The sequence below is a fragment of the Gammaproteobacteria bacterium genome, assembly GCA_028819075.1.
Lineage (GTDB): Bacteria > Gemmatimonadota > Gemmatimonadetes > Longimicrobiales > Gaopeijiaceae > BD2-11.
The window spans coordinates 223,828-247,589 of record JAPPMM010000065.1 but is presented as its reverse complement, the minus strand read 5'-3'; the positions used below and the strand labels follow the sequence as shown (position 1 = coordinate 247,589).

Annotated in this window: 23 protein-coding genes and 1 other RNA gene; 19 read left to right on the top strand and 5 right to left on the bottom strand. The window is 70.3% G+C overall.

Going from position 1 to position 23,762, the window contains the following annotated elements; all coding sequences use genetic code 11:
* Positions 1–12 precede the first annotated feature (12 nt).
* Positions 13–1,095 carry a 23S rRNA (adenine(2503)-C(2))-methyltransferase RlmN gene (gene rlmN, locus OXU32_17900; protein ID MDE0075829.1) on the bottom strand — a complete coding sequence of 361 codons (1,083 nt, stop codon included), beginning with the start codon at positions 1,093–1,095 and terminating at the stop codon, positions 13–15.
* Positions 1,096–1,316: 221 nt separating this feature from the next.
* Between rlmN and aspS the strand changes: the two genes are divergently transcribed.
* The 16 genes from aspS to OXU32_17820 all read left to right on the top strand — a co-directional run bounded on the left by aspS (position 1,317) and on the right by OXU32_17820 (position 17,699).
* Entirely contained in the window at positions 1,317–3,089 is a 1,773-nt protein-coding gene (aspS, locus tag OXU32_17895) for an aspartate--tRNA ligase (GenBank protein MDE0075828.1), read from the top strand.
* Positions 3,086–4,063, top strand: coding sequence for a PhoH family protein (locus OXU32_17890; protein MDE0075827.1), 978 nt, complete (start codon positions 3,086–3,088; stop codon positions 4,061–4,063). Before aspS ends, OXU32_17890 begins: the two co-directional genes overlap by 4 nt.
* Positions 4,060–6,342 (top strand): HDIG domain-containing protein, encoded by a 2,283-nt coding sequence (locus tag OXU32_17885; GenBank protein ID MDE0075826.1) that lies wholly within the window; start codon positions 4,060–4,062, stop codon positions 6,340–6,342. Before OXU32_17890 ends, OXU32_17885 begins: the two co-directional genes overlap by 4 nt.
* Positions 6,248–6,856 carry an rRNA maturation RNase YbeY gene (gene ybeY / locus OXU32_17880; protein MDE0075825.1) on the top strand — a complete coding sequence of 203 codons (609 nt, stop codon included), beginning with the start codon at positions 6,248–6,250 and terminating at the stop codon, positions 6,854–6,856. The genes OXU32_17885 and ybeY overlap by 95 nt, the downstream gene beginning before the upstream one ends.
* A gap of 17 nt (positions 6,857–6,873) precedes the next feature.
* A complete protein-coding gene (mgtE, locus tag OXU32_17875) occupies positions 6,874–8,229 on the top strand; it encodes a magnesium transporter (protein ID MDE0075824.1) in 1,356 nt (451 codons plus the stop codon).
* 6 nt (positions 8,230–8,235) lie between these two features.
* A complete protein-coding gene (hutH, locus tag OXU32_17870) occupies positions 8,236–9,807 on the top strand; it encodes a histidine ammonia-lyase (GenBank protein MDE0075823.1) in 1,572 nt (523 codons plus the stop codon).
* Positions 9,804–11,468 (top strand): urocanate hydratase, encoded by a 1,665-nt coding sequence (gene hutU, locus OXU32_17865; protein MDE0075822.1) that lies wholly within the window; start codon positions 9,804–9,806, stop codon positions 11,466–11,468. The genes hutH and hutU overlap by 4 nt, the downstream gene beginning before the upstream one ends.
* Before the next feature lie 53 nt (positions 11,469–11,521).
* Entirely contained in the window at positions 11,522–11,899 is a 378-nt protein-coding gene (locus OXU32_17860; protein ID MDE0075821.1) for a YraN family protein, read from the top strand.
* Positions 11,900–12,007: 108 nt separating this feature from the next.
* An RNA gene (ffs, locus tag OXU32_17855) (signal recognition particle sRNA small type) lies at positions 12,008–12,105 on the top strand.
* Positions 12,106–12,132: 27 nt separating this feature from the next.
* Entirely contained in the window at positions 12,133–13,818 is a 1,686-nt protein-coding gene (gene dnaX / locus OXU32_17850; protein ID MDE0075820.1) for a DNA polymerase III subunit gamma/tau, read from the top strand.
* An 88-nt stretch (positions 13,819–13,906) separates the two neighbouring features.
* Positions 13,907–14,230, top strand: coding sequence for a YbaB/EbfC family nucleoid-associated protein (locus OXU32_17845; GenBank protein ID MDE0075819.1), 324 nt, complete (start codon positions 13,907–13,909; stop codon positions 14,228–14,230).
* 17 nt (positions 14,231–14,247) lie between these two features.
* On the top strand, positions 14,248–14,841 hold the full coding sequence (gene recR / locus OXU32_17840; protein ID MDE0075818.1) for a recombination mediator RecR: 594 nt from the start codon (positions 14,248–14,250) through the stop codon (positions 14,839–14,841).
* Between the two features lie 36 nt (positions 14,842–14,877).
* Positions 14,878–15,192 carry a hypothetical protein gene (locus OXU32_17835; protein ID MDE0075817.1) on the top strand — a complete coding sequence of 105 codons (315 nt, stop codon included), beginning with the start codon at positions 14,878–14,880 and terminating at the stop codon, positions 15,190–15,192.
* 4 nt (positions 15,193–15,196) lie between these two features.
* Positions 15,197–15,775 carry a gliding-motility protein MglA gene (locus OXU32_17830; protein ID MDE0075816.1) on the top strand — a complete coding sequence of 193 codons (579 nt, stop codon included), beginning with the start codon at positions 15,197–15,199 and terminating at the stop codon, positions 15,773–15,775.
* A gap of 8 nt (positions 15,776–15,783) precedes the next feature.
* Positions 15,784–16,425: a CDP-diacylglycerol--glycerol-3-phosphate 3-phosphatidyltransferase gene (pgsA, locus tag OXU32_17825; GenBank protein MDE0075815.1), complete on the top strand. Its 642-nt coding sequence runs from the start codon at positions 15,784–15,786 to the stop codon at positions 16,423–16,425.
* Positions 16,389–17,699, top strand: a complete 1,311-nt coding sequence (locus tag OXU32_17820) for a competence/damage-inducible protein A (protein MDE0075814.1) — start codon at positions 16,389–16,391, stop codon at positions 17,697–17,699. The genes pgsA and OXU32_17820 overlap by 37 nt, the downstream gene beginning before the upstream one ends.
* A 156-nt stretch (positions 17,700–17,855) precedes the next feature.
* Here OXU32_17820 and OXU32_17815 read toward each other — a convergent pair whose 3' ends face one another.
* From OXU32_17815 to OXU32_17805, 3 genes are read right to left on the bottom strand one after another with little or no spacing between them, the layout of a single operon-like run.
* Positions 17,856–18,743, bottom strand: coding sequence for a 2,3,4,5-tetrahydropyridine-2,6-dicarboxylate N-succinyltransferase (locus OXU32_17815; protein ID MDE0075813.1), 888 nt, complete (start codon positions 18,741–18,743; stop codon positions 17,856–17,858).
* Positions 18,740–19,627: a 4-hydroxy-tetrahydrodipicolinate synthase gene (gene dapA / locus OXU32_17810; protein ID MDE0075812.1), complete on the bottom strand. Its 888-nt coding sequence runs from the start codon at positions 19,625–19,627 to the stop codon at positions 18,740–18,742. Before dapA ends, OXU32_17815 begins: the two co-directional genes overlap by 4 nt.
* Positions 19,624–20,346, bottom strand: coding sequence for a dihydrodipicolinate reductase (locus OXU32_17805; GenBank protein MDE0075811.1), 723 nt, complete (start codon positions 20,344–20,346; stop codon positions 19,624–19,626). Before OXU32_17805 ends, dapA begins: the two co-directional genes overlap by 4 nt.
* Positions 20,347–20,544: 198 nt before the next feature.
* Here OXU32_17805 and OXU32_17800 point away from each other — a divergent pair, with 198 nt between their 5' ends.
* Genes OXU32_17800 through OXU32_17790 form a run of 3 tightly spaced genes read left to right on the top strand, consistent with a single transcriptional unit; the run spans position 20,545 to position 22,608 of the window.
* Positions 20,545–21,234, top strand: a complete 690-nt coding sequence (locus OXU32_17800; GenBank protein ID MDE0075810.1) for a nucleotide exchange factor GrpE — start codon at positions 20,545–20,547, stop codon at positions 21,232–21,234.
* Between the two features lie 14 nt (positions 21,235–21,248).
* Positions 21,249–22,364, top strand: a complete 1,116-nt coding sequence (dnaJ, locus tag OXU32_17795; GenBank protein ID MDE0075809.1) for a molecular chaperone DnaJ — start codon at positions 21,249–21,251, stop codon at positions 22,362–22,364.
* 10 nt (positions 22,365–22,374) lie between these two features.
* Positions 22,375–22,608 (top strand): hypothetical protein, encoded by a 234-nt coding sequence (locus tag OXU32_17790; GenBank protein ID MDE0075808.1) that lies wholly within the window; start codon positions 22,375–22,377, stop codon positions 22,606–22,608.
* A gap of 8 nt (positions 22,609–22,616) precedes the next feature.
* Here the strand turns inward: OXU32_17790 and mnmA are convergent, their stop codons facing one another.
* Positions 22,617–23,762 (bottom strand): tRNA 2-thiouridine(34) synthase MnmA, encoded by a 1,146-nt coding sequence (gene mnmA / locus OXU32_17785; GenBank protein MDE0075807.1) that lies wholly within the window; start codon positions 23,760–23,762, stop codon positions 22,617–22,619.

Here is a 23,762-nt window from a genome sequence, read left to right as displayed (position 1 = left end):
GGCCGGCAACCCCTACCCGGTGAGCACCGTCAGCCGGCTCGCCCGCAACTGACCGCACGCCGCGTCGATGTCGCGCCCCCGGGGCTCGCGCACCATCACCGCCACTCCGCCCTCCTCCAGCTTCCTGCGGAACGCCTGCACTCTCGCGGGCGCGCTCGGGCGCCAGTCGGGCTGGTAGGGAATCGGGTTGAATGGGATCAGGTTCACGAAGGCGCGCGTGTCGCGCGCGAAACCGGCCAGGGCGGGGATGAGCGCGAGATCGTCGTTCACGCCCCGGATCATCGTGTACTCGAGCGTGATGCGGCGGCCGCGCACCCGGCGGAATCGCTCGAGGGCGGCCTTCACCTCGGCCAGCGGATAGCGCTTCTCCAGCGGGATCAGCTCCCGGCGCAATTCGGATTCCGGAGCGTGCAGCGAAAGCGCGAGCCCGAACTGCTCCGGCCGTTCGGCCAGGGAGCGGATTCCGGGGACCACGCCCACCGTCGACACCGTGATTCTGCGCGCCCCGACCCCGTAGCCGCCATTCAGGATGGTGAGCGAGGGCAGGACCGCGCGCGGGTTGGCGAGCGGTTCCCCCATCCCCATGAACACGATGTTGGAGACTTCGCCCATGTCGCGCTGCCGCGCCCAGCGCCGGGAGGCTCGGAACTGGGCCACGATCTCACCCGCCGTCAACTGCCGCCGGAAGCCCGACCAGCCGGTAGCGCAGAAGGTGCACCCCAGCGGGCAGCCCGCCTGCGACGAGATGCACAGGGTGAGGCGCGAGCGGGTGGGGATCAGCACCGATTCCACCAGCTCGCCGTCCCAGAGCCGCCACAGGTGCTTTACGGTCCCGTCCCGCGAGACCGACACGCTGGCGGTCGCGGGCTCCTCGAGGCGAAAGGCCGAGGCGAGGACGTCGCGTTCGCCCAGCGGCAGGTCGTTCATCTCCCCGAAGCCGCGGGCATCGTTGCGGAACACCCAGCGTTCCACCTGGCCGGTGCGGAACTCCGGCTGCCCGCGTTCACGGAAGTGGCGGCGCAGAACTTCGCGCAATTCCGCCGGGACCAGGCCCAGCAGGTCGGGGCGCTCGTCGCCGCTCGCTTTTCGCACCATGGCAGTCCGGAAGGAAGTCACCGCACGCTCGTTCTCGCGCACCCTCCGGAAACAGGCGAAGTCTCCTTGCTTGAGCCGGGGGCGCACGCTGACTAACTTAGCGCGATTTCGCAGGAGAGGGGCCGTCGGCTTCCTCTTCCATCCCCGCTCGCGAGATGTTCGACGAGCACTCCCCGCAAGTCCGATTCGTCGGCTTGTCCCCGCTTTCAACCCGGGCTCACATGACTGATCCGAAACCGGAGCGCACTTCCCGGCGGTCGCGCATGGCGGGAAGCCTCCGCGAACAGGACGCGGGCCGCACGCAGCGACTCGCCGGCTGGGTTCATCGGCGCCGCGACCTGGGCGGCATGGTGTTCATCGATCTGCGCGACCGCTCCGGGATCGTGCAGGTTTCCTTCGGCCCCGACTGGACGGAACCGGAGTCGTTCAGGGCGGCGGGCAAGCTCGGCGCCGAAGACGTGATCGCGGTGCGCGGCGAGGTCGTCCGACGGCCGGCAGAGGCGCAAAACCCCGAAATGGCGACCGGTGCGGTGGAACTGCAGGCCACGAGCTTCGAACTGCTCGGGGACGCAGACACGCCCGCCATCCCGGTGCACCAGAACCCGGGAGAGGAGCCTCCGGCGGAGGAACTGCGGCTGCTGCACCGCCATCTGGACCTGCGGCGCGCGCCCATGCAGGCCGCGCTGGAACTGCGTCACCGGCTGGTGCTCGAGACCCGCAACTACCTCGACCGGCTGGGCTTCCTCGAGATCGAGACCCCGATCCTCACCAAGCCGATGCCGGAGGGGGCGCGCGACTTCCTGGTGCCCAGCCGCGTCCACCCGGGAGAGTTCTACGCCCTGCCGCAGAGCCCGCAGATCTACAAGCAGATCCTCATGACCGCGGGGTTCGACCGCTACTTCCAGATCGCGCGCTGTTTCCGCGACGAGGATCAGCGCACCGACCGGCAGCCCGAGTTCACCCAGATCGACGTGGAGGCATCGTTCATCGCGCCGGAGGATATCCTGGGGTGGATCGAGGGACTCATGGTCCGCCTTTCCGAGGTGGCGGGGATGGGCACGCCCGCGCCGTTCCAGCGCATGGCGTACCGCGATGCCCTGGACGGCTATGGCAGCGACCGTCCCGACCTCCGCTTCGGGCTTGAGATCGAGGACTGGTCGGAGCCCTTCGCGGATGTGGACTTCCGCATTACGCGCGCGGCGCTGGAGGCGGGCGGGCGCGTGCGCGGGCTCCGCCTTCCGGGAGGTGCATCGCTCTCCCGCAAGCAGGTGGGGGTGATCGAGTCGGCCGCAAGGAAGGCCGGTGCGCCCGGGCTGCTCTGGGTCAAGCGCACCGAAGACGGCGGTTCGGGTCCGCTCGCCCGCTTCTTGGGCGAGGGGCACTACGACGCGCTGAGCCTGCGTGCCGGCGATCTGGCCCTGGCCGCAGCCGGCCCGGATGCGGTCACCTCGCCGGCTCTCGCGGCGGCGAGGCTGCGGGCGGCGGATGTGGCCGCCGTCCCACGCGGCCGGGAGCATGCGTGGGCGTGGATTCTCGACTTCCCGCTCTTCGACCCGCTTCCGGACGGAGCGGGCATCACCTTCAACCACCATCCCTTCGTGATGCCGGCGGAGGAGGACCTGCCTCGACTGGAGTCGGATCCGCTTTCGTGCGGGGCACGCGCGTACGATCTGGTGTATAACGGTTCGGAACTCGGATCGGGCAGCCTGCGCATCCACGACGCGGCATTGCAGGAGCGCGTCCTGCGGGCTCTGGGCCTGGGCGACCGGCAGATCGAAGAGCGCTTCGGCTTCCTCCTTCGGGCGTTGCGTTCCGGTGCTCCTCCGCATGGCGGAATCGCGCTGGGGATGGACCGCATCGTGCAGCATTTCGCGGGAGCCACAAGCCTGAGAGACGTGATCGCGTTCCCGAAGACCACCGCGGCGAGGGCCCTCTTCGAGGCCGCGCCCGGACGTCCGGGAAGGGCGGAGCTGGAGGCGCTGAAGCTGGCATGACCCAGACCATAGTGGAGCACCGCCTCGACACCGAGGGAGCCGATCCGCTCCTGCTGGCCGGGGTCAACGACGCCAATATGCAGGGACTGGCGCGTCTCTTCGGCATCCGGGTGATCCTGCGCGGCGACCGGCTGCTGCTCTCGGGGGCCCTCGAAGGCGTGGAGCGGGCCGTCCCCGTGGTGCGCCACATGATCGAGCTGGCCCGCATGAGGGTCGGGTTCGACGCCTCCGACATCGCACGCTTCGCGGAAGAGCACGCCAGCGGCGGCCGGGCGGCACCCGTGGAGGCGGGAGAGCCGTCCCGCATCGCGCTGCCCGGGTCACGCCGGGTGATCAGCCCGCGCTCCGAGGGACAGCGGCGCTACGTCGAGGCCATCGACAGCTTCGAAATCGTCATTTCGATCGGTCCGGCCGGCACAGGCAAGACCTATCTGGCCGTGGCCAAGGCGGTGGAGGCGCTCTACCGCAAGCGGGTGCGGCGCATCGTGCTGGCCCGGCCCGCGGTGGAGGCGGGCGAGAACCTGGGCTTTCTCCCCGGCGACCTGCAGGAGAAGGTCGACCCCTACCTGCGGCCCCTCTACGATGCGCTGGAGGACATGATGCCGCCCGAGCGCGTGCGCCGCGCCCTGGACGATCGCACCATCGAAATCGCGCCCCTCGCCTACATGCGCGGCCGCACGCTTTCGGACGCCTTCGTCATCCTGGACGAGGCCCAGAACGCCACCCGCGCCCAGATGAAGATGTTCCTGACCCGCCTGGGCCTGAACTCGCGCGTGGTCATCACCGGCGACAAGACCCAGATCGACCTCCCGAACCGAGCGGATTCGGGTCTGCTTCAGGTGGAGAACATCCTCCGCAACGTGAACGGTATCGCGCTCGTCTATCTGGACGCGGTGGATGTCATCCGCCATCGGCTGGTGAAGCACATCATCCGCGCGTACGAGAAGGACACCGTGGAAGGAGAGCCCCGGTGACCCTCTGGCGCATGCTGTCGAGCCCGCCGGAGCGCCTGTGGCCCGAGGCGGTCGTCCACCACGGCGCGCGCGTCCTGATGCTCGCCGGGCTCGCCCTCCTGGTGACGGTGGGGTTCCCGCCCAACCCGCGGGTGGCCGACGTGAGCGGGTACGAGGCCGGGGTGGTCGCGACCGAGGATCTGATTGCCGAGGTCGAGTTCGCGGTGCCCAAGTCCGCGGCCGAGCTGGAGCGCGACCGGGCGGCCGCGGTTGCCGCGGTGCCGATGATCTACCGCTACCGTCCGGAGGCGGGCGACTCCACCGCCGACGCCCTCAACCGTTTCTTCGCCACGGTCGAGGATACCCTGGGGGCGGGCCCCGCGGCGCTCGATTCCGTGCTGGCGGCCGAGAACATCGCCGCGACACCTGCGCTGGTGGAGATGCTGCGGGATGCGGCCGTCCGCGAGGAAGTGCTCCGGGCCGCACTGCGCGCCGCGCGGGAACTCATCCCGGCCGGCGTGGTCGATGCGACGACACGGGATAACCTCGGTGACCGCATCACGGTGCTCGACGAGGGCGGTGAACGTTTCGTGTCGGCCGCCGAGCTGCTGACCGCCACCGACCTCTACAACCGCTCCGCCGCGCTGCTGCCCGACGACGCTTCTCCGGAGGCGACCGAGATCCTGCGTCTGCTCCTCATCCGCTTCCGCGAGTTCAGCTACGTGCCCAACCAGGAGGCCACGGCGGCCCGGCGCACGGCGGCCCGCCAGTCCGTCGCCACCACGCGCGGCAACGTGCTCACCGGAGAGGCCATCCTGCGCGCCAACCAGCAGGTCACCGACGAGGACCTGGTCCGCCTGCGCGCCTACGAAGAGCAGCTACGGACGCTCGGGCTGCTCGGCGCGACGGCCACGGGCTTTCTGCCGTCCCTCGGCGCGTACCTCCTGCAGGTGCTGCTGCTCGGGATGCTCTGGATCGTGCTGTGGGCCTATCGCGGCGAGGTGTACACCAACATCCGCTGGATGACGCTCCTGGCTCTGCTGCTGGCCACCTACTTCGCCTCCGCAATCGTCATTTCGCGGGTTGCCATCTTCCCGCCCGAGCTGCTCCCCATTGCCTTCGTGACGCTCTCGGTGGCGGTGGTGTGGGACGGCCGCCTCGCCCTCATGCTCGCGCTGGTGCTGGCCGTCGTTACCGCGTCGCTAACGCCCTTCCAGGGCGCGGAAGTGATGGTGACCACCATGGTGGGCGGCGGCGCGGCGGCGCTCGCCGTAGGAGTCGTGCGGCGGCGCTCGCAGAGCTGGACCTTCATCGCCGTAATCGCCGGATCCTATGCCTTCGTCACGCTCTCACTGTGGCTCAGTCGGATGCAGCCCTCCGCGGGGGTGCTCCCCTCCATCGGCTGGACCACCGGGAACGCCATCGTAAGCGCGGGCCTGGCGCTCCTCTTCGTGCCCGCGTTCGAGTGGTTCACGGGCATCACCACCGATCAGACGCTGCTCGAGTTCGCGGATCCCAACCGCACGCTGCTCAAGCGCCTGTCCATGGAGGCACCCGGCACCTACGCCCACACCGTCAACGTGGCCAACCTGGCCGAAGCGGCAGGCACGGCCATCGGCGCGAACGGGCTTCTGTGCCGGGTGGGCACGTACTACCACGACGTCGGCAAGGTGCTCGAGCCGCAGTACTTCATCGAGAACCAGCACGGGGGCGTAAACCCGCACGACCGGCTCGATCCGGCGATCTCGGCGGCCATCCTGCGGCGCCACGTGGTCGAAGGACTCCGGCTGGCCCGTCAGGAAAAGCTGCCCGCGGCCATCTCGGCCTTCATCGCCGAGCACCACGGCACCCAGCGCATCGGCTACTTCTACGGCAAGGCGCTCGAGCAGGCCGGTGAAGAGAATGTCGACGCAACCGAGTTCCACTATGCGGGACCGAAGCCGCAGTCCAGGGAGACCGCGGTGGCGCTCCTGGCAGATCCCGTGGAGTCGGCCGCCCGCACCCTGCGCGATCCCACCCCGGAACGCATCCGAGCCATGGTCGACGCGATCGTGGACAGCCGGGTGGCCGATGGCCAGTTGGACGAGGCTCCGCTCACCTTCGCGCAGGTATCGCTCGTGAAGGAGCAGTTCGCGAAGGTGCTCGAAGCGATGTACCACCGCCGCATCGACTATCCCGAAACGGCGCATATCAGCAAGGCTCGCGATGACGGCGAAGCGGCCGGCGACGAACCCTCGGAAGCCGCCGCAAACGGTGATCCCGCCGGCGACGCCGCGCCGTCCCCCTCCTCCTCCCCCTGACACCGCTCCCGGAACCGTGACCGGGCCCCAGGTGCTGGTTGACGTTGACTCCCCGGCCGCGGCCGAATCGGCGATTTCGGCGCGTGTGCGCGCGAGCCTGGTCCGTGCCGTGCGCACCACGTGCGCCGACGAGGAAACGATGCATGGGGAGGTGTCGCTCACCCTCGTCGGAGACGACCGCATCCGTGCCCTGAATCGCGACTACCTCGGCCGCGACCGCGTCACCGACGTGATCTCCTTCGCCCTGCACGGTCCGGATGAGCCGCTGCTGGCCGACATCTACATCGGCTACCCGCAGGCCCTGCGCCAGGCAGCCGAACTCGGTCTGTCCGCGCACGAGGAACTGGTGCGGCTCGCCATCCACGGAACCCTCCACGCGCTGGGGTACGACCATCCCGCCGAGGATCGCTTCGCGAGCGCCTTCTTCCTCCGCCAGGAAGCGCTGGTGAAGCGGGTGCTTGCCGCCGGCGACGGGTCCCGCGAGAATTCTCGCGCCTCGTCGAACCCGCCCTAGCTTCCGGACCATTCGCCGTGTCGTCGCAAGAGTCCCTCGCGCTCCGCAAGGAGGTTCTGCTGGCCGCGATCGCCCAGGGGAAGATCGCGGAGGCGAACCATACCCTGGCGAAGCTGCATCCTTCGGATGTGGCGGATGTCCTGGAGTCGCTCTCGGACGCCGACCGCCTTGTGGTTCTGCGCGCTCTCCCCGCCGAGCTGGCCTCCGAGACCCTCGCCGAGATGGAGGAGGACGAGCACGCGGCGGATCTGCTTGCGGCCATGACGCCCCACCGCGGCGCGAAACTGCTGAGCGAGCTGGCCGACGACGACGCCACCGACCTGGTAGCCGACCTGCAGCCCGAGGAGCGGGCGCGCATCCTCGCGGAGATGTCCGTCGAGGACGCGGGAGAGATCCGCGAACTGCTCGCCTATCCGGAGGAGAGCGCGGGCGGCATCATGACCGCGGCGCTGGTCTCGGTGCCGGAAATCCTCAGCGCCGGGCAGGCGATCGAGGAGGTCCGCCGGCAGGGCAGGGAGGTGGAGGACTTCTACACCGTGTGGGTTGTCGACGGCAGCGGGCGGCTGGTGGGAACGGTCCCTCTCGACGATCTGATCCTGGCTGAGCCGGAGGACCCGGTATCGACGCTGGTGGAGCCCGTGGCGGCCGCGGTGAGCCCGGACGAGGACCAGGAGGAGGTTGGCCGCCTCATGGCCCGCTACAACCTGCCCACGGTACCGGTGGTGGATCCCGGTGGAAAGCTGCTGGGGCGGATTACCTTCGACGACGTGCTCGATGTGATGGAAGCCGAGCAGACAGAGGACATCCTGCGCTTCGGCGGTGTCTCGGACGACGAGTCGCTGGGGGCGAACTGGGTGGCAGCGGTCCGAACCCGTCTTCCGTGGCTGGTCCTGAACCTGTTGACCGCGACCGCGGCAGCGCTGGTGGTCTATTTCTACGCCGATACCGTCGAGAGCGCCGTCATTCTCGCGGTCGTCATGCCCGTGATCGCCGGGATGGGCGGGAACGCCGGGTCCCAGGCCCTGGCGGTGACGGTGCGCCGCTTGGCGCTGCGCGACGATGTGGGCGCCGATCCGGGGGCGGTGGTGAGCAAGGAAGTCCTGGTGGGGCTTGTGAACGGGGCCGTGCTGGGAGGCATCGTGGCCGGGGCGAGCCTGCTCGTGCCGGGCGGAGATCCGCGCCTCGGGCTGGTCGTGCTGATCTCGATGTGGGGCACGATGCTGATGGCGGGGTTCGGAGGGGCGTTCATCCCCATGTTGCTGCACCGCCTGGGATTCGACCCGGCGGTCGCGTCCTCGGTCTTCCTGCACACCGCGACCGATTTCCTGGGCTTCCTGCTCCTGCTGGGCCTCGCCACCGTCCTCCTGATGTAGCCGAAATTGGACGTTCCGCACGGGATCCCGATCGACGGACACTCGCTCACGCTGGAGGCGGTGGAGGCGGTGGCGCGCTCGGCCCCCGGCACGCAGCGTCTTTCGCTGGACGCCGCGGCCGCCCGGCGCATGCGGGCCTCCCGCGCCACGATCGAGCGGCTGATCGGGTCGGGCGAGCCGGTCTACGGCATGACCACCGGGTTCGGGCGGCTGGCCGAGGTCGTCATTGCGCCCGAGGACCGCAGGGCGCTGCAGCACAATCTCATCCGCAGCCACGCCTCCGGCGTCGGCGAACCCCTGCCCCGCGAATGCGTGCGGGCGATCATGCTGCTGCGCGCAAACGCCCTGGCCCGGGGACATTCGGGATGCCGCCCGCGGCTCGTAGAGCGGCTGCTGGACATGCTCGACCGCGGGATCCACCCCGTCATCCCCGAATTCGGCTCGGTGGGTGCGAGCGGTGATCTCGCGCCCCTGGCGCACGTGGCCCTGAGCCTTCTGGGCGAGGGGATGGGCGAGATGGGCGGCGAGCAGCGCTCGATGGAAGACGTCCTGGCCGAATCGGGGCTCGCGCCGATCGGGCTGGGACCCAAGGAGGGCCTCGCGCTCATCAACGGCACCCAGGCGACCACCGCGCTGGGGGTTCTGGCGCTGCTGGCCGCGGAGCGGGCGCTGGACACCGCCGAGGCGAGCGGCGCGATGTCGACGGAAGCCCTCCTGGGGACCCCCGAGGCGTTCCGGCCGGAGATCCAGGCCGCGCGGCCCCACCCCGGGCAGGCGGCGTCGGCTGCCCGCCTGCGCGCCCTCATCGCGGGATCCGAGATTCGCGAGTCGCACCGCCTCGGCGACCCGCGGGTGCAGGATGCGTACTCGCTTCGCTGCATCCCGCAGGTGCACGGGGCCGCTCGCTCCGCGCTCGGCTACGCGCGGCGCATCCTCGAGGTGGAGGTGAACAGCGCGACCGACAATCCCCTGGTGTTCCCGGAAGCGGCAGGGGGCGCCGGCGAGTCCCGCGAGGTCCTCTCCGGAGGCAACTTCCACGCCCAGATCGTGGCGCAGGCGCTCGACCTTCTCGCGATCGCGGTGGTGGACGTGGCGTCCATGTGCGAGCGCCGCATCGAGCGGCTCGTCAACCCGGACCTGTCGCTCGGGCTGCCCGCCTTTCTCGCCCGGCGCCCGGGGCTCGAGAGCGGCCTGATGGTCGCGCAGGTGGTGGTCGCCGACCTGCTGTCGGAGATGCGCGTTCTGGCCCACCCGGCCAGCGTCGACTCGGTGCCGACCAGCGCCGGCCAGGAAGACCACGTCGCCATGGGGCTCGCGGCTGCGCGCAAGGCGGGGCGGGCCGTGTCCTGTCTGGAGCACATCCTGGCCGCCGAACTCATGTGCGCGGCGCAGGGCATCGACTACCGCCGTCCGCTGCGTTCCAGCGACGCGGTCGAGGAGATTCACGCGCTCGTTCGTACCCGGGTTGCGACGCTTTCCGGCGACCGGTCGCTGACCGCGGACCTGGAGGCGCTCGCCGATCTGGTGGCTTCGGGCGCCATCGCCGACATCACCCGCAGCGCCGGGGGAGGCTCATGACCCGCACGCCACGGACCCGCACCGTGCGGGCTCCCAGGGGAGAGCGCATTTCGTGCCGCGGCTGGACCCAGGAGGCCGCCCTGCGCATGCTCATGAACAACCTCGACCCCGAGGTTGCCGAAGCGCCCGACGCCCTGGTGGTGTACGGCGGCACCGGAAGGGCGGCGCGCTCCTGGGACGCCTTCGACGCCATCGTGCGCACGCTGCGCGGCCTCGCCGACGACGAGACGCTGCTCGTTCAGTCCGGAAAGCCGGTGGGGGTGTTCCGCACCCATCCGGAGGCGCCGCGGGTGCTCATCGCGAACGCCAACCTGGTCGGCAAATGGGCGACCTGGGAGCACTTCCGGGAGCTGGAGAGGCGCGGCCTCATCATGTTCGGGCAAATGACGGCGGGGTCGTGGATCTACATCGGCACCCAGGGCATCCTCCAGGGCACCTACGAGACCTTCGGCGCACTCGCCCGCAAGCACTTCGGGGCATCTCTGCGCGGACACTGGGTGCTGACCGGCGGGATGGGGGGCATGGGTGGAGCCCAGCCGCTCGCCGCCACCATGAACGAGGGCGCCATCCTGTGCGTGGAGGTCGACGCCGAGCGCATCGAGCGGCGCATCGCGACCCGCTACTGCGACCGCATGACCCACGACCTCGACGAAGCCCTGGCGTGGGTGCGGGGCGCGGCGCGGTCGGGCGAGGCGGTCTCGGTCGGGCTGGTGGGCAACTGCGCCGAGGTGCTTCCGGAGCTGGTGGCGCGCGGCGTGACCCCGGATGTGGTCACCGACCAGACATCGGCGCACGACCCCCTGGGCGGGTACGTCCCGGCCGGCCTCTCCCTCGAAGAAGCCGCGCGCCTGCGCAAAGCCGACCCGAAGGAGTACCAGCGGCGGTCGCTTTCCTCCATGCGCGCCCACTGCGCGGCCATCGTGGCGATGCAGGAAGCCGGCGCGGTGGCGTTCGACTACGGCAACAACCTGCGCGGCATTGCCCTGGAGGCGGGCCTGGACAACGCCTTCGCCTATCCGGGCTTCGTGCCCGCCTACATCCGCGACCTGTTCTGCGAGGGCAGGGGCCCCTTCCGCTGGGCCGCGCTCTCGGGAGATCCCGCCGACATTCACCGTATCGACGACCTGGTGCTGGAGATGTTCCCCCGCGACGAGCACCTGTGCCGCTGGATCCGGCTGGCCCGCGACCGGGTCGCGTTTCAAGGCCTCCCCGCGCGCATCTGCTGGCTGGGGCAGGGAGAGCGGGCGCGCTTCGGGTGCGCCATCAACGACCTGGTGGCAAGCGGGGAGGTGAGCGCGCCGGTAGTCATCGGCCGCGACCACCTTGACACCGGGAGCGTCGCTTCCCCCAACCGCGAAACCGAGGCCATGCGCGACGGCAGCGACGCCATCGCGGACTGGCCGATCCTGAATGCGCTGCTCAACACCGCGTCGGGGGCCAGCTGGGTGTCCTTCCACCACGGCGGCGGCGTCGGAATCGGCTACTCGCTTCACGCCGGCCAGGTCGTGGTCGCCGACGGCACCCCCGGGATGCGGGCGCGCATCGAGCGGGTGCTCACCAACGACCCCGGCATCGGGGTCGCGCGCCACGCCGACGCCGGCTACCCCATCGCCCTCCGGACCGCTCGGCGCGAGGGAATCCGCATCCCGATGCTGGAGTAGCCGCGGTCCCACGAAGCCATTCCAGCGCCCGCGCTTCGCCCGCACATTCATTCATGACCGCAAGCGGGCAGTTGGGGCGCGAGGGCGAAGCGATCGCCGCGCGCCATCTCGAGGACGCGGGCTGGACCGTGCTGGAGCGCAACTACCGCGCGGGCCGCAACGAGGTGGATCTGATCGTGCGCCGCGGGCGCACGGTGGCCTTCGTGGAGGTCAAGGCGCGACGGGGAACGGGCTTCGGCCATCCACTCGAGGCCATCACGGAACGCAAGAAGGGCGAGATCGCCAAGGTCGCCCGCGCCTGGATGCATGCGCGTGGCGGCCTCAGGGGACTGTCGCTGCGCTTCGACGCGGTGGCGGTCCAGTTCGGGAGCACACGCGACGCGTCGCGTGTTCCGCACGTCGACCATGTCGCCGATGCGTGGCGCCTCTGACCCGGTTCGCGCACCCATCCGCCCCGCTGGCCGGCGTCGAGCGGGGCCGGGCTGGCGGCCCCCGCTTCCGCTTGACGCGCGATACCCCCGAATCCAGATTGCTGCGTGCCCCAGGTCCGCAGAGCGAAGACCCACCGAACCCCGTCAGGGCCGTGCAGGCAGCAGCGGTACGTGCGGCGATCGCGGCTGCGGTTCACCTGGGGCATGTTCCTTTCTCCCGCAGCCGAATCCGCGTGTCCCATACCGCGCTAGCCCGCAAGTACCGTCCCCGGCGCTTCGCCGAGGTTGCGACCCAGGAACACGTTTCCGAGACGCTGCGGCGGGCGGTGAGCGCAGACCGCACCGGTCACGCCTACCTCTTCTGCGGTCCGCGGGGCGTCGGCAAGACCACACTGGCGCGCGTCCTGGCCATGGCGCTCAACTGCCCTGCGCGAACAGGCGAGGGCGAACCCTGCGGCACATGCGAGAGCTGCTCGCTCATCTGGAGCGGCCGCACATCGCTGGACGTCGTGGAGATCGACGCGGCCTCCAACCGGGGCGTCGACGACGCCCGCAGCCTGCGCGAGCGGGCGATGTACGCGCCCTCCGACGAGTATCGCTTCAAGGTCTACATCGTAGACGAAGCGCACATGCTCACGCGGGAGGCGTGGAATGCTCTGCTCAAGATTCTGGAGGAGCCGCCTCCCCGGGTGATGTTCATCTTCGCCACCACCGAGCCCCAGCGCATCCAGCAGTCCGCATCGCCCATCCTCTCCCGCTGCCAGAGGTTCGACTTCCGGCGGCTCGGGGTGGCCGACATCGTGGCCAGACTGGAGCAGGTGATCGGAAGCGAAGGCGCACGGGCCTCCGCCGAAGCACTGCGCATCATCGCGCGCAAGGCCGATGGGGGGATGCGCGACGCTCTCTCGCTTCTCGACCAGGTTCTGGCGCTCACCGGGGGCGAGGTCGCCCCCGGAGCGGTGCGGGAGGTGCTCGGCCTGGTCGAGGAGGAACGCTTCCTCGAACTCTTCGACATCATCCACGGGCACCGTCACCGGGATGTTTTTTCCTTCGTCGAGGCGCTCGTGGACGAGGGTTACGACCTGGTGGAGTTCTACCACGGTCTGGTGGAGAGTCTGCGCCTGCTCCTGCGCGTCCGTCTGGACGGCGAGGAATCCGTCGATGCGGGCGGCGAGTACCGCGCCGCCCTCGAAGCGCGCGCACGGCACTTCGAAGCCGCCGATCTGGTGCGCATGCTGGCGATGGCGGCCGATCTCGAGTCACAGGGCAGCCTGAAGCGGGTGAGCCAGCCGCGTGTCCTGATCGAGCTCCTGCTGCTGCGCCTGAGCCACCTGGAGCACACCGTCCTGATCGAGGATCTGATCGAGGGCCTCGGCGGCGCGCCGGCGCGCCCGGCGGCGGATCCGAAGCCGACCCCTTCCCGGCCGTCACCCCCTTCCCGTCCGTCGCCCGCGTCCCGTCCGCCCGCGGCGCCGCCGCCCGCGTCCCGTCCGTCCGCAGTGCCGTCGCCCGCTCCGGAGCCCGTTTCGTCCTCCGCCACCACCGGTCCGGATCTCGTCACGGCCTTCGAGACCGTACTCCGTCAGGGACGGGGAACCCTGCCCGGCGGCCTGCTGACCATCCTCAAGGGTGCATCCGTCGAGAAGGCTGGAGAGAGTGGGTTGAGGATCGGACTTCCCGACGGCATGGGACTCGATGATCTTCCCCGCAACTCGGTCGCATCGCTCAGGCAGGCGCTCGCCCGTCACCTTGACTACACCCCCGAAATCGACATCGTCGAGGGTGGCCGGGCGGCGCCCCGCGCACCCCGCGCGGTGTCTCCGGAACAGGTGCGGCAGGAGCGTCTGGAGGAGCTCGTGGAGCGGGAACCACTCCTGGCACGCGCGGTAGAAGAACTCGATCTCGAATTGGTGGATTAGCAGCCCGTTGGACCAACTTCCCCCGGCATTCGAGCGGCGATGCATTCACGCCCGCTCCTCACACACCCTCGCCCCCGAGAACCACTCGATGAAAGATCTGCAGCGGCTCATCCAGTTGGGACAGCAGATGCAGAGCCGGGTCACCGAGCTTCAGGAGACCCTGGACCGACAGGAACTGAGCGCATCCTCCGGCGGAGGCATGGTGACCGCGGTGGTGGACGGCAAGGGTACGGTGCGCAGCATCACGATCGAACCCTCGGCCGTGGATCCCGACGATGTCGAGATGCTCGAGGATCTCGTTCTGGCCGCGGTGGGGGAGGCGCAGAGCAAGGCGCGCCGGCACTACGAGGCCGAAATGAAGAAGATGACCGGCGGCTTTCCGATGCCGGGACAGCTTCCCAAACTGTTCTAGCGGCGCGGGAAGGCTCGATGTCGGTGATCGACCGGGTCACCAGCGAGTTCTCCCGACTCCCCGGGGTCGGCCCCAGGACCGCGCTCCGCCTGGTGCATCACCTGCTCCGCACCGGCCCGGACGAGTCCCGAAGGCTCGCCGCCGCCATCGAGGTCCTGGCTGAACGGGTGCGTCCCTGTGCGACGTGCGGCAACTTCGGCGACGAAGAGTGCTGCGCGATATGTTCCAACCCGCGGCGGGACACTTCCACGATCTGCGTGGTCGAGGGGAGTTTCGATGTCGGTGCGGTGGAGCGCACCGGAAGGTACGGGGGGGTGTATCATGTACTGGGCGGTCGCCTGTCGCCCCTGGACGGGATCGGGCCCGAGCAGTTGAACCTGCGGTCCCTGTTCGAGCGCATCCGCTCGGCGGAGGGTGAGGTGCGCGAGATCATCCTCGCCACCAACCCGCGGGTTGAGGGCGAGGCGACGGCGGTGTATATCGAACGTCAGCTCAGGCCGATGGGCCTGAGGGTGACGCGCCTGGCCACGGGCGTACCCGTGGGCAGCGACCTGGAGTTCGTGGATGGGACGACGCTCGCACAGGCGCTGGAAGCGCGCCGTGAGATGTAGGAAACGGAATCGCCGCCGGGGCGGTGGAGCCAGCGGATGAACAAGAAGCTGAAGAAGGTGGGGCTGGTGGCGCTGCTGCTGGTGGCGGTCGGGGGTGTCGCGGTTCTGGTCGCCCACGACCAGATGACCCGGCACCAGCGGGACCTCTTCAGCCCGCGGGTCTTTCGGCGGCTCGCGGCTCTGGGGCACATGGCGCGCGCCCGCGCCTCGGTGAACACGGTGAACCTCCTGAAGGACTACATGGCGTGGGAGCCCCGCAAGCTGCTCCGCGATCGGGCACGGGCCATCGAAGCGCGGATGGAGCGGGAGCTGGCGGTGCTGGAGACCGGGCTTAGCGAGAAGATGGCGTGAAGCCATGCCGATGACGAACTACGCCGGCCGGGAGGTCAACTGCAAGATCCTCTACTGCGGGCCGGGGCAGGGGGGCAAGACCACCAACATCGAATACGTCCACTCCCGCGTCGATCCCGGAAACCGGGGCGAGCTCATCTCCCTGGCCACGAAGCAGGGCAGCACGCTGCTGTTCGACTTTCTGGCCCTCGATCTTGGCGACGTACAGGGCCTCCGGACCCGCTTCCACCTCTACACCGTGCCGGGTCAGGCTTATTTCGAGAGCAGACGCCGGATTCTCCTCGAGGGCGTGGACGGGGTCGTCTTAGTAGCCGATTACCAGATCGACCGCGACGAAGCCAACGACGAGGCGATGCAGAGTCTCTACGAAACACTGGAGGCGCGCGGGTGCGATGTCTCCCGTCTTCCCTTCGTGATCCAGTACAACAAGCGCGACCTGCCGGGCATCGTTCCGGTGCAACAGTTGCGTGCGCGCCTGAATCCGGCCGGCGTGCCGGACTTCGAGAGCGTCGCCACGGAGGGCAAGGGCGTCTTCGAGACGCTCGCGGCGGTGAGCAGGCTGGTGGTGCAGTCGCTTCGCTGAGGTCCGCCATGGCGAGCCAACGGAATCTGCCCAACATCATTACGCTGTCGCGGATGGCTGCCTGTCCCGCGATCTTCTTCCTGGCCCTGTCGTCCGACGGCACGGTGCTGGCGGTCACCTTCGGTCTCTTTCTGGCGGCGGCGCTGAGCGATGTGTGGGACGGCTATCTGGCGCGCAAGCACAACCTCATCAGCGACCTGGGCAAGCTGCTGGACCCCATCGCCGACAAGCTGCTGCTGGTGTCCACCCTCGTGCCCATCTACATCGTCTCGCACCGTCCGGCGGGAGGGGGCGAGATTCCGTGGTGGGGCGAACTTCCGCTTTGGGTGCTCGTCGTCCTGCTGGGGCGCGAGTTGATGGTGACCCTCCTGCGGGGTTTCGCCGTGCGCCGGGGGGTGGTGATCGCCGCCGACCGCGCCGGGAAGTACAAGGCCCTTCTGCAGAACGTGTTCATGGGAGCCGTGCTCCTGTGGTACGCCCTGGTCCGCTTCGCGGAACAGGGAAGCTGGAGCGGAGCCGTCTGGGATCTGTGGGTCCACTTCCACAGCGCGGTCATCGGCCTGGCCCTGCTGCTGGCGCTGGTGCTGACGATCTATTCGATGGGGCTCTATTTCTGGCGCAACCGCGGCCTGGCCGGGAGCAACCGCTGACCCGGACGGCGCCTCCCCCGGCCAGCTGCGCCATCGTCGCGGTGGGCGACGAGCTTCTGGCCGGCTTCACCGTCGACAGCAACGGCGCCTGGATGGGCCGGCGGGCGGGGAGCCTGGGGCTTCCGGTGCGGGCGAGGTTCGTGGTCGGGGACAGCGCGGCCGACATCCGGGGGGCGCTCGCGCGCGCTCTGGAGGTTGCCGACGTCGTGCTGGTGACGGGAGGCCTGGGTCCCACTGCGGACGACATCACGCGGGAAGTCGTGGCCGAGGCGCTGGGCAGGCCCCTTCGTCTGGATGAGGAGCTGCTCGACGAGCTCAGGACTCGCTGGGCGACCTGGCGCAGGACCCCGCTTCCGGCGGGCAACGAGCGCATGGCCCGGGTGCCCGAGGGCGCGCAGGTGCTTCCCAACCGGGTCGGGACCGCCCCCGGACTGGTCCTGGACGTGGAAGGCGGGATCGTCGTGCTCCTCCCCGGCGTCCCCGCGGAGATGCGCGGGCTGTTCGACACGGGCGTCGAGCCGTTGCTGCGCGACCGTCTGGGCGACCGTCTGCTGCCCCTGGTGCACCGCGTCTTCCACACCACCGGCATCGCCGAATCCTCGCTCGCCGAGCGCATCGACGCGGGCGTTCCCGAGAACCTGGGTGCGGTGTCCATCGCCTTCCTGCCGCGGCTCACCGGGGTCGACGTTCGGCTGAGTGCGCGCGCGACCCCCGACGATCCCCGGGCTGCACGCCGGCTCGACCGGGTGGAAGCGCTGGTCGAGCCGGTCCTGCGGCCGTACCGCTACCCGGCCGAGAGCGGGGATATCGTCGAGTGCATCGCGGCGGAAATGACGTCATCCGGGCGAACTCTCGCGGTGGCGGAGAGCTGCACGGGCGGCTTGGTGGCGCGGCGCATCACGGAGCTGCCGGGGTCCTCCGAGTACTTTCCGGGGGGGATGGTCACCTATGCGGACGATGCCAAGCGCGCCCATCTGGGGGTGTCCCGCGACCTGCTGGCCCGGAAGGGCGCGGTATCCGAGGAGGTGGCGCGCGCCATGGCGGAGGGGGTGGCCCGGGCCTTCGGCGCCGACGCCGGGGTGGCCGTGACCGGTGTGGCCGGGCCGGGCGGGGGATCGGCGGAGAAGCCCGTGGGCACGGTGTGGTACGCGGTTCACCTGGACGGCCGCACCCGGGCGCGCCGGAGCCTGTTTCCGGGCGGGCGGCGGGCGGTCCGCGAACGCAGCGCCCAGGCCGTGCTCGCGCTCCTGTACCGGATGTTGCGGGGCGGCTGAGGGTCGGCGCAGGGGCGCCGCTTGCCGGCGATACCCACTACCGGTAGTGGGTAGACCACCACGGGCAGTGTATTCGGCAGTCCGGCATGGCGGAGCGACGCGGTCCGGCGCGGATGCAGCGCCGCCCGAATGCCGGGAAGTGTCGTCGGCGGGCTGCTACCGCAGCCAGTCCTCCAGGGTGGTCGCCAGATCCGTCCCGGCGTCCCGGTACTTCACGATGACCGGGGCATACAGCGACAGCCCCTGCGCGCGGCCCCACTTGCCGGTGACCGCGCGCCCCCCGGGGACGACCACGGCGTCCTCGGGAATCTCGAGCGGCCGCGAGGGGCCGGCGCGATACACCTCCTCGCGCACCAGGTCGAAGACCGGGGTCCCGCGCGTCAGGATGACTCCCGCGGCCAGCACCGCCCCGCGCCGCACCACCGTCCCCTCGTAGACGCCGGCATTGCCCCCCACCAGCACGTCGTCCTCGATCACCACCGGGGCCGCGCCCACGGGCTCCAGGACGCCGCCGATCTGGGCCGCCGCGCTCAGATGCACGCGCTCCCCGATCTGGGCGCACGAGCCCACCAGCGCGTGCGAGTCGATCATGCTGCCCGCCCCCACCCAGGCGCCCACGTTCACGTACATGGGCGGCATGCACACCACCCCGGGACCGAGGTAGGCTCCGCGGCGCACGGCCGAGCCGCCCGGCACCACCCGGACGCCCTCCCCGGAGGCGAAGCGGCGCACGGGCAGGTTGTGCTTGTCCAGGAAGGCGGATGGAGCCCGGGCGTCGACCGCGCTGCCGCCGGGGGCGGCGACCGGGGTGACGCGCCCGCTGCGGAAGGCCACCAGGATCCCCCGCTTCACCCAGGGCACCGCCGCCCAGGAGCCATCGTCCTCATGCACGGCGGAGCGCAGCGATCCCCCCTCCAGGCGCCCCAGCAGTTCGCCCACGACCTTTTCGGCGGCCTCCGGAAGAGCCTCGCCGGCGGGCCAGGCATGGAGCGCGTCGATGCGCTCCTGCAGCGTTGTCCCGAGGCCCGGGATGGATGGGCTCATGTCCCCTCCGCGGCTCGCACGGCCGCCGCCACGGTTTCGTGGTGGGTCTCGGCAAGGGAAGCAAGCGGCAGCCTGACCCGGGGATGGATGCGCCCCAGCATCCCCAGCGCCGCCTTGACCGGCACGGGGTTCGACTCGACGAACGCCACCCGCATCCAGTCGGCGAGGCGGTAGTGCAGGGCCCGCGCGCGCTGCAGGTCGCCGCACGCCATCGCCCCCACCAGCTCCGCCATGGCGCGCGGGGTGGCGTTGCTGACCACCGAGATCACGCCGTCGGCGCCGAGCGCCATGAACGGCACCGTCATGGAATCGTCGCCCGACAGCAGCCCGAATCCGCGAGGCCGGCCGCGGGCGATCTCCGCGACCTGGTCGCAGCTGCCCGCGGCCTCCTTGGTCCCCACGATGTTGGGGTGCGCGGCCAGCGCCAGGGTGGTGGCGGCGGCGATGTTGCTGCCCGTGCGGCCCGGCACGTTGTAGAGCACCACCGGGCGGGGAGCCGCGTCCGCGACCGCGGTGAAGTGCTCGATCAGCCCGCGCTGCTGCGGGCGGTTGTACGGGGGCGAGACGTGCATCAGGTGGGTCACGCCGGTCGACGCGATCCTGAGCGAGAGCTCGATCGCCTCGGCAGTGTCGTTCGATCCCGCCCCCCCCACGACGGGGACGCGTCCGGCGGCCTGCTCGACCGTGACCGCCACCACCCGCTCGTGCTCCTCGACCGAGAGCGTCGCCGCCTCCCCGGTGGAGCCCGCGGGCACAAGGAAATCGATGCCCTCTTCGATCTGCCAATCGACCAGCGACCGCAGCGCCGCCTCGTCCACCTCTCCCGTTTCCCGGAACGGCGTTACCAGCGCCGTTCCGCATCCCCTCAGCGTCTCGTGCTTCACCCTGCCTCTCCCGCGAGAAGATCTCGCATGGTGTATACCCCCGTACGACCGACCAGCCACGTCGCCGCCCGCAGCGCGCCCTCCGCGAACACGCCGCGGTCGCGGGCTTCGTGGCGCAGGACGAGTCGCTCGCGGGGACCGTCGATCGATATCTCGTGTGTGCCGGGAACGTGCCCGGTCCGGATCGATGTAATCGAAGAGCTCCGTCCCAATCCTTCTTCCAGCGACTGTTCCAGAGCGATGGCCGTGCCGGACGGGGCGTCGAGCTTGCCGGCGTGATGGGTTTCAACCACATGCGCGTCGAAGCCGCCCGCGCCGGCGAAGAGTTCGCCCGCCCGGTGCGCCAGCAGTTGGAGGGCGACTGCCCCGAAGGAGAAGTTGGGGGCCCATAGCAGCGCCCCGCCCCGTTCCTTCACCCAGGCGGCGACCGCGGGCAACTGCTCGGACCATCCCGTCGTGCCGGAGACGACGGGGCACCCCGCCTCCACGCAAAGGCGAATATTGGAGGCAGCCGACGCGGATGTGGTGAACTCCAGCGCCACATCGGCTCCGGCGATGCGGTCGCGCGTTGCTTCCCGGCGTCCTTCCACCTCGCGGCGCTCCAGCCTGGCCAGCACGTCGAAGCCCCGGGTCCGCGCGAGCGCATCGATCGACCGGCCCATCCTTCCGCATCCGAGGATCACGATGCGTAGCGATTCCGCGCCGGCGCGACGTGCCACGCCCTTCCTCCGCTGTTTCCACGTTCCTGCTTCCGGACGAACGGATGCCGCCCGTGGGGAATGCCGGAATCTACCCTTTGGAACGCTGGTCGATCCCACGGGTGGCGCTGAATCCCGCCTACTGGACATCTCGTTCGGTAGCGGGGTATCGTTTGCGGGCCCGCAGCGCCGTCAACGCCTCAACTCCAAACGAGATAGATGAGCCCCAGGACTTTCGACAACCAGGCAGACCCGGCTTCCGAGGCCGATTCCGAAGCCCCGCGGGTAGAACCCGAAGAAGGCGCCCCGCCGGATGACGCGCGCGCCGATGGTCCGGGGCCGGCGGCGTCCCGCGACGAGGATTTCCCGGCGAGCGGGTCGCGGGGCGAAGCCGACGGGGAGGCATCCACGCGCGAGGACGGAGCGGGCGCGGACGCCCCTGACGAGCCGGGCCCATCCAGAAGCGATCTCGAACGCGAGATCGACCATCTCAACGACCGCCATCTGCGTCTCGCAGCGGAATTCGAGAATTATCGCAAGAGGGTGCGCGCCGAGAAGCTGGAAACCTGGGCGCGCGCGCAGGCGGACCTGGTGCGCCGCCTGGTGGAGTCGGTCGACGACCTTCAGCGGGTCGCCCTTCTGGATCCGAAGACGGCGTCCGTGCAGGACATCGTGGAAGGCGTCGACATGGTGGAACGGAAGCTGCTGCGGGCGCTTGCGGAGGCGGGCCTGGAGGTGCTCGACCCGGCCGGCGAGGACTTCGACCCGAACGTGATGGAGGCCGTCATGACGGCCCCCGCCTCCTCGGAGGACGATGACGACACGGTGGACATGGTTCTGCAGCGGGGGTACCTGCTTGAAGGCCACCTGGTGCGGCCCGCGCGCGTCAGCGTGCGCAAGCACGGCTAGATCGGCTGCGATCGATGTCGCCGGCGACGAAAGACTACTACAAGGCCCTGGGCGTCTCGGAGAAGGCGACGCCCGAGGAGATCAAGAAGGCGTATCGCCGGTTGGCGAAGCGATATCACCCGGACGCCAACCAGGGCGACGCCGCGGCGTCCGAGCGGTTCAAGGAGGTGGGGGAAGCCTACTCGGTCCTCTCCGACTCCGCCAAGCGCAAGCAGTACGACCAGATGCGGCGCCTGGGCGCCTTCGGTCTGGGCGGCAACCGGCGGGGGCCCGCGTCCCCCGGGGCCGGGCCGGCGGGTGCCGGACAGGGGTTTTCGTTCGACGATCTGGGCGGGATCGGCGACCTCTTCGGTTCCATCTTCGATCGTGGAGGCCGGAAGACCGCCCGGGAAACCTCGACCGGCCCGCGCAAGGGCAACGACGTAGAGTACGTTGTGGACATCGATTTCGAGGTGGCGGTGACGGGCGGACGCGTGACCATCACGGTTCCCATGACCGAGGAGTGCGCCACCTGCGGGGGCAACGGGGCTCGGCCGGGAACGACCACCACCCGCTGCAAGGAGTGCTCGGGAACCGGGACCGTCTCCTTCGGCCAGGGCGGATTTGCCGTGAAGCGACCCTGCCCGGCGTGCCTCGGCCGGGGCAGGATTCCCACCGATCCGTGTGACGCCTGCAAGGGGACGGGAACGGTGCGCCAGAACCGCAAGATCGGGGTGGCCGTGCCGCGCGGTGTGGACTCGGGCTCAAAGGTGCGGCTGAGCGGGCAGGGCGAGCGCGGCGCCAGGGGAGGGACCCGCGGGGACCTGATCATCACCTTCAAGGTGAAGCCGCACCGGTTCTTCCGGCGGGACGGGCGCGACATCCACGTCACGGTGCCCCTCAACATCGCGCAGGCCACCATGGGCACCCGCATTCGGGTCAGGACCGTGCACGGCAAGAGGGTCGTGCTCAAGATCCCGGCGGGCACGCAGCCGGGCGCGCGCTTTCGCGTCCGTGGGCACGGGATTCGGAAGGGAGCGCGCGTGGGCGATCAGATCGTCGAAATCCAGGTCCAGGTCCCGGAGGCGCTCTCGGAAGACGCCCAGGAGGCCATCCGGCAGTTCGCGGAAGTGGCCGAACTCAGCTACTGAGGCCCGGCAGATGCAGCGCGTGATTCGCGACGGGTCGTTCCGCACGTGGGAGGCCTTCGCCACCACCGGCCGCCACGGGCTCGCGCATCCCGGGCGGGTGGTCTTCCGCTGCTGTTCGGATCCCGCCAGGCGCCCGATGGTCGCCGAGGTTCCGGCGGGCAAGGCCGGAGCGGAAGCTCTCGTGAACGGCGCGAGCGATGGCGAGCTGCTCCGGCTGCTGGAGGGAGCCCAGCCGCTGGATTGACGCGCGGGTCAGGGGCGATGCGCCAGGTCTCCGGCCGCCTCCTCGAGTCCGCCCGCGGTCCCGCCCGCCATGGCCGCGTTGGCGATGCGTCCGCCGCCGAGAATCCGCTCGCTCCCGTCGAAGAAGACCGCCGACTGCCCGGGCGTGACCGCGAGCACGGGCTCCTCCAGCTCGAGATTGAGACCGTCCCCGCCGTGCTGAACGCGGCCCGGCACCGCCGGAGCCCGGTAGCGGAGCTGGGCGCGCACGACGGTTCCGTCCGCGGGCGGCTCCGCAGTGAGCCAGTTGAGTTCGGCCACCCGGAGCTCGCGGCACTCCAGCGCCTCTCTCGCGCCCACCACCACCTCGCGCGAGTCCGGGCGGATCTCGACGACGTACAGCCTCTGGTCGAAGCCCCCGCCCAGTCCGCGGCGCTGGCCCACGGTGAAGGAGGCGTAGCCCTGGTGGCGGCCGACGACCCGTCCGCGGGTGTCCACCAGGTTGCCGGCCCGGAGCGCGTCGTGGCGCTCGCCGAGCCTGCGTCGCAGCAGATCGCGGTAGTCGCCGGTGGGCACGAAGCAGATCTCCTGCGACTCGGGCTTGGCGGCGGTGACGAGGCGGAGTTCGCGCGCGCGGGCGCGGACTTCGGGCTTGGTGAGTTCGCCCAGCGGAAACCTCAGCCGGGGCAGCAGCGCGCGGGGAAGGCCCCACAGGAAGTAGGACTGATCCTTCGCCGGGTCGCGTCCCCGGAAGAGAGCCGCCTCCCCGTCCACCACTCCGGCCCGCACGTAGTGCCCCGAAGCGACGGCATCGCACCCGAGCAGCTCTCCCCGCCGGAGCAGGTCCCGGAACTTGGTGTTGGAATTGCACCGGACGCAGGGGTTGGGCGTGCGTCCGCGCGCGTACTCCGAGACGAAGTCGTCGATGACGTCGCGGGTGAACTCCTCCTCCACGTCGAAGACGTAATGGGCGATGCCCAGCGCATCGGCGACCCGGCGCGCGTCCATGATGCCGTCGAGCCCGCAGCAGGTGCGCGACGGTCCCGGATCCTCCTGGTAGCAGAAGGTCTTCATGGTCGCGCCGACGAGCTGGTGGCCCTGTTCGGCGAGCAGGGCGGCCGCAACCGACGAGTCGACCCCACCGGACATGGCGACCAGGATCCGCTCGGCGGGCAT

Excerpts from the sequence above, each read along its gene's own strand:
- rlmN (MDE0075829.1), bottom strand. The coding sequence starts at position 1,095 with ATGGTGCGAAAAGCGAGCGGCGACGAGCGCCCCGACCTGCTGGGCCTG.
- aspS (MDE0075828.1), top strand. The coding sequence starts at position 1,317 with ATGACTGATCCGAAACCGGAGCGCACTTCCCGGCGGTCGCGCATGGCG.
- OXU32_17890 (MDE0075827.1), top strand. The coding sequence starts at position 3,086 with ATGACCCAGACCATAGTGGAGCACCGCCTCGACACCGAGGGAGCCGAT.
- ybeY (MDE0075825.1), top strand. The coding sequence starts at position 6,248 with ATGACGGCGAAGCGGCCGGCGACGAACCCTCGGAAGCCGCCGCAAACG.
- hutU (MDE0075822.1), top strand. The coding sequence starts at position 9,804 with ATGACCCGCACGCCACGGACCCGCACCGTGCGGGCTCCCAGGGGAGAG.
- OXU32_17860 (MDE0075821.1), top strand. The coding sequence starts at position 11,522 with ATGACCGCAAGCGGGCAGTTGGGGCGCGAGGGCGAAGCGATCGCCGCG.
- OXU32_17845 (MDE0075819.1), top strand. The coding sequence starts at position 13,907 with ATGAAAGATCTGCAGCGGCTCATCCAGTTGGGACAGCAGATGCAGAGC.
- recR (MDE0075818.1), top strand. The coding sequence starts at position 14,248 with ATGTCGGTGATCGACCGGGTCACCAGCGAGTTCTCCCGACTCCCCGGG.
- OXU32_17835 (MDE0075817.1), top strand. The coding sequence starts at position 14,878 with ATGAACAAGAAGCTGAAGAAGGTGGGGCTGGTGGCGCTGCTGCTGGTG.
- OXU32_17830 (MDE0075816.1), top strand. The coding sequence starts at position 15,197 with ATGCCGATGACGAACTACGCCGGCCGGGAGGTCAACTGCAAGATCCTC.
- pgsA (MDE0075815.1), top strand. The coding sequence starts at position 15,784 with ATGGCGAGCCAACGGAATCTGCCCAACATCATTACGCTGTCGCGGATG.
- OXU32_17815 (MDE0075813.1), bottom strand. The coding sequence starts at position 18,743 with ATGAGCCCATCCATCCCGGGCCTCGGGACAACGCTGCAGGAGCGCATC.
- OXU32_17800 (MDE0075810.1), top strand. The coding sequence starts at position 20,545 with ATGAGCCCCAGGACTTTCGACAACCAGGCAGACCCGGCTTCCGAGGCC.
- dnaJ (MDE0075809.1), top strand. The coding sequence starts at position 21,249 with ATGTCGCCGGCGACGAAAGACTACTACAAGGCCCTGGGCGTCTCGGAG.
- OXU32_17790 (MDE0075808.1), top strand. The coding sequence starts at position 22,375 with ATGCAGCGCGTGATTCGCGACGGGTCGTTCCGCACGTGGGAGGCCTTC.
- mnmA (MDE0075807.1), bottom strand. The coding sequence starts at position 23,762 with ATGCCCGCCGAGCGGATCCTGGTCGCCATGTCCGGTGGGGTCGACTCG.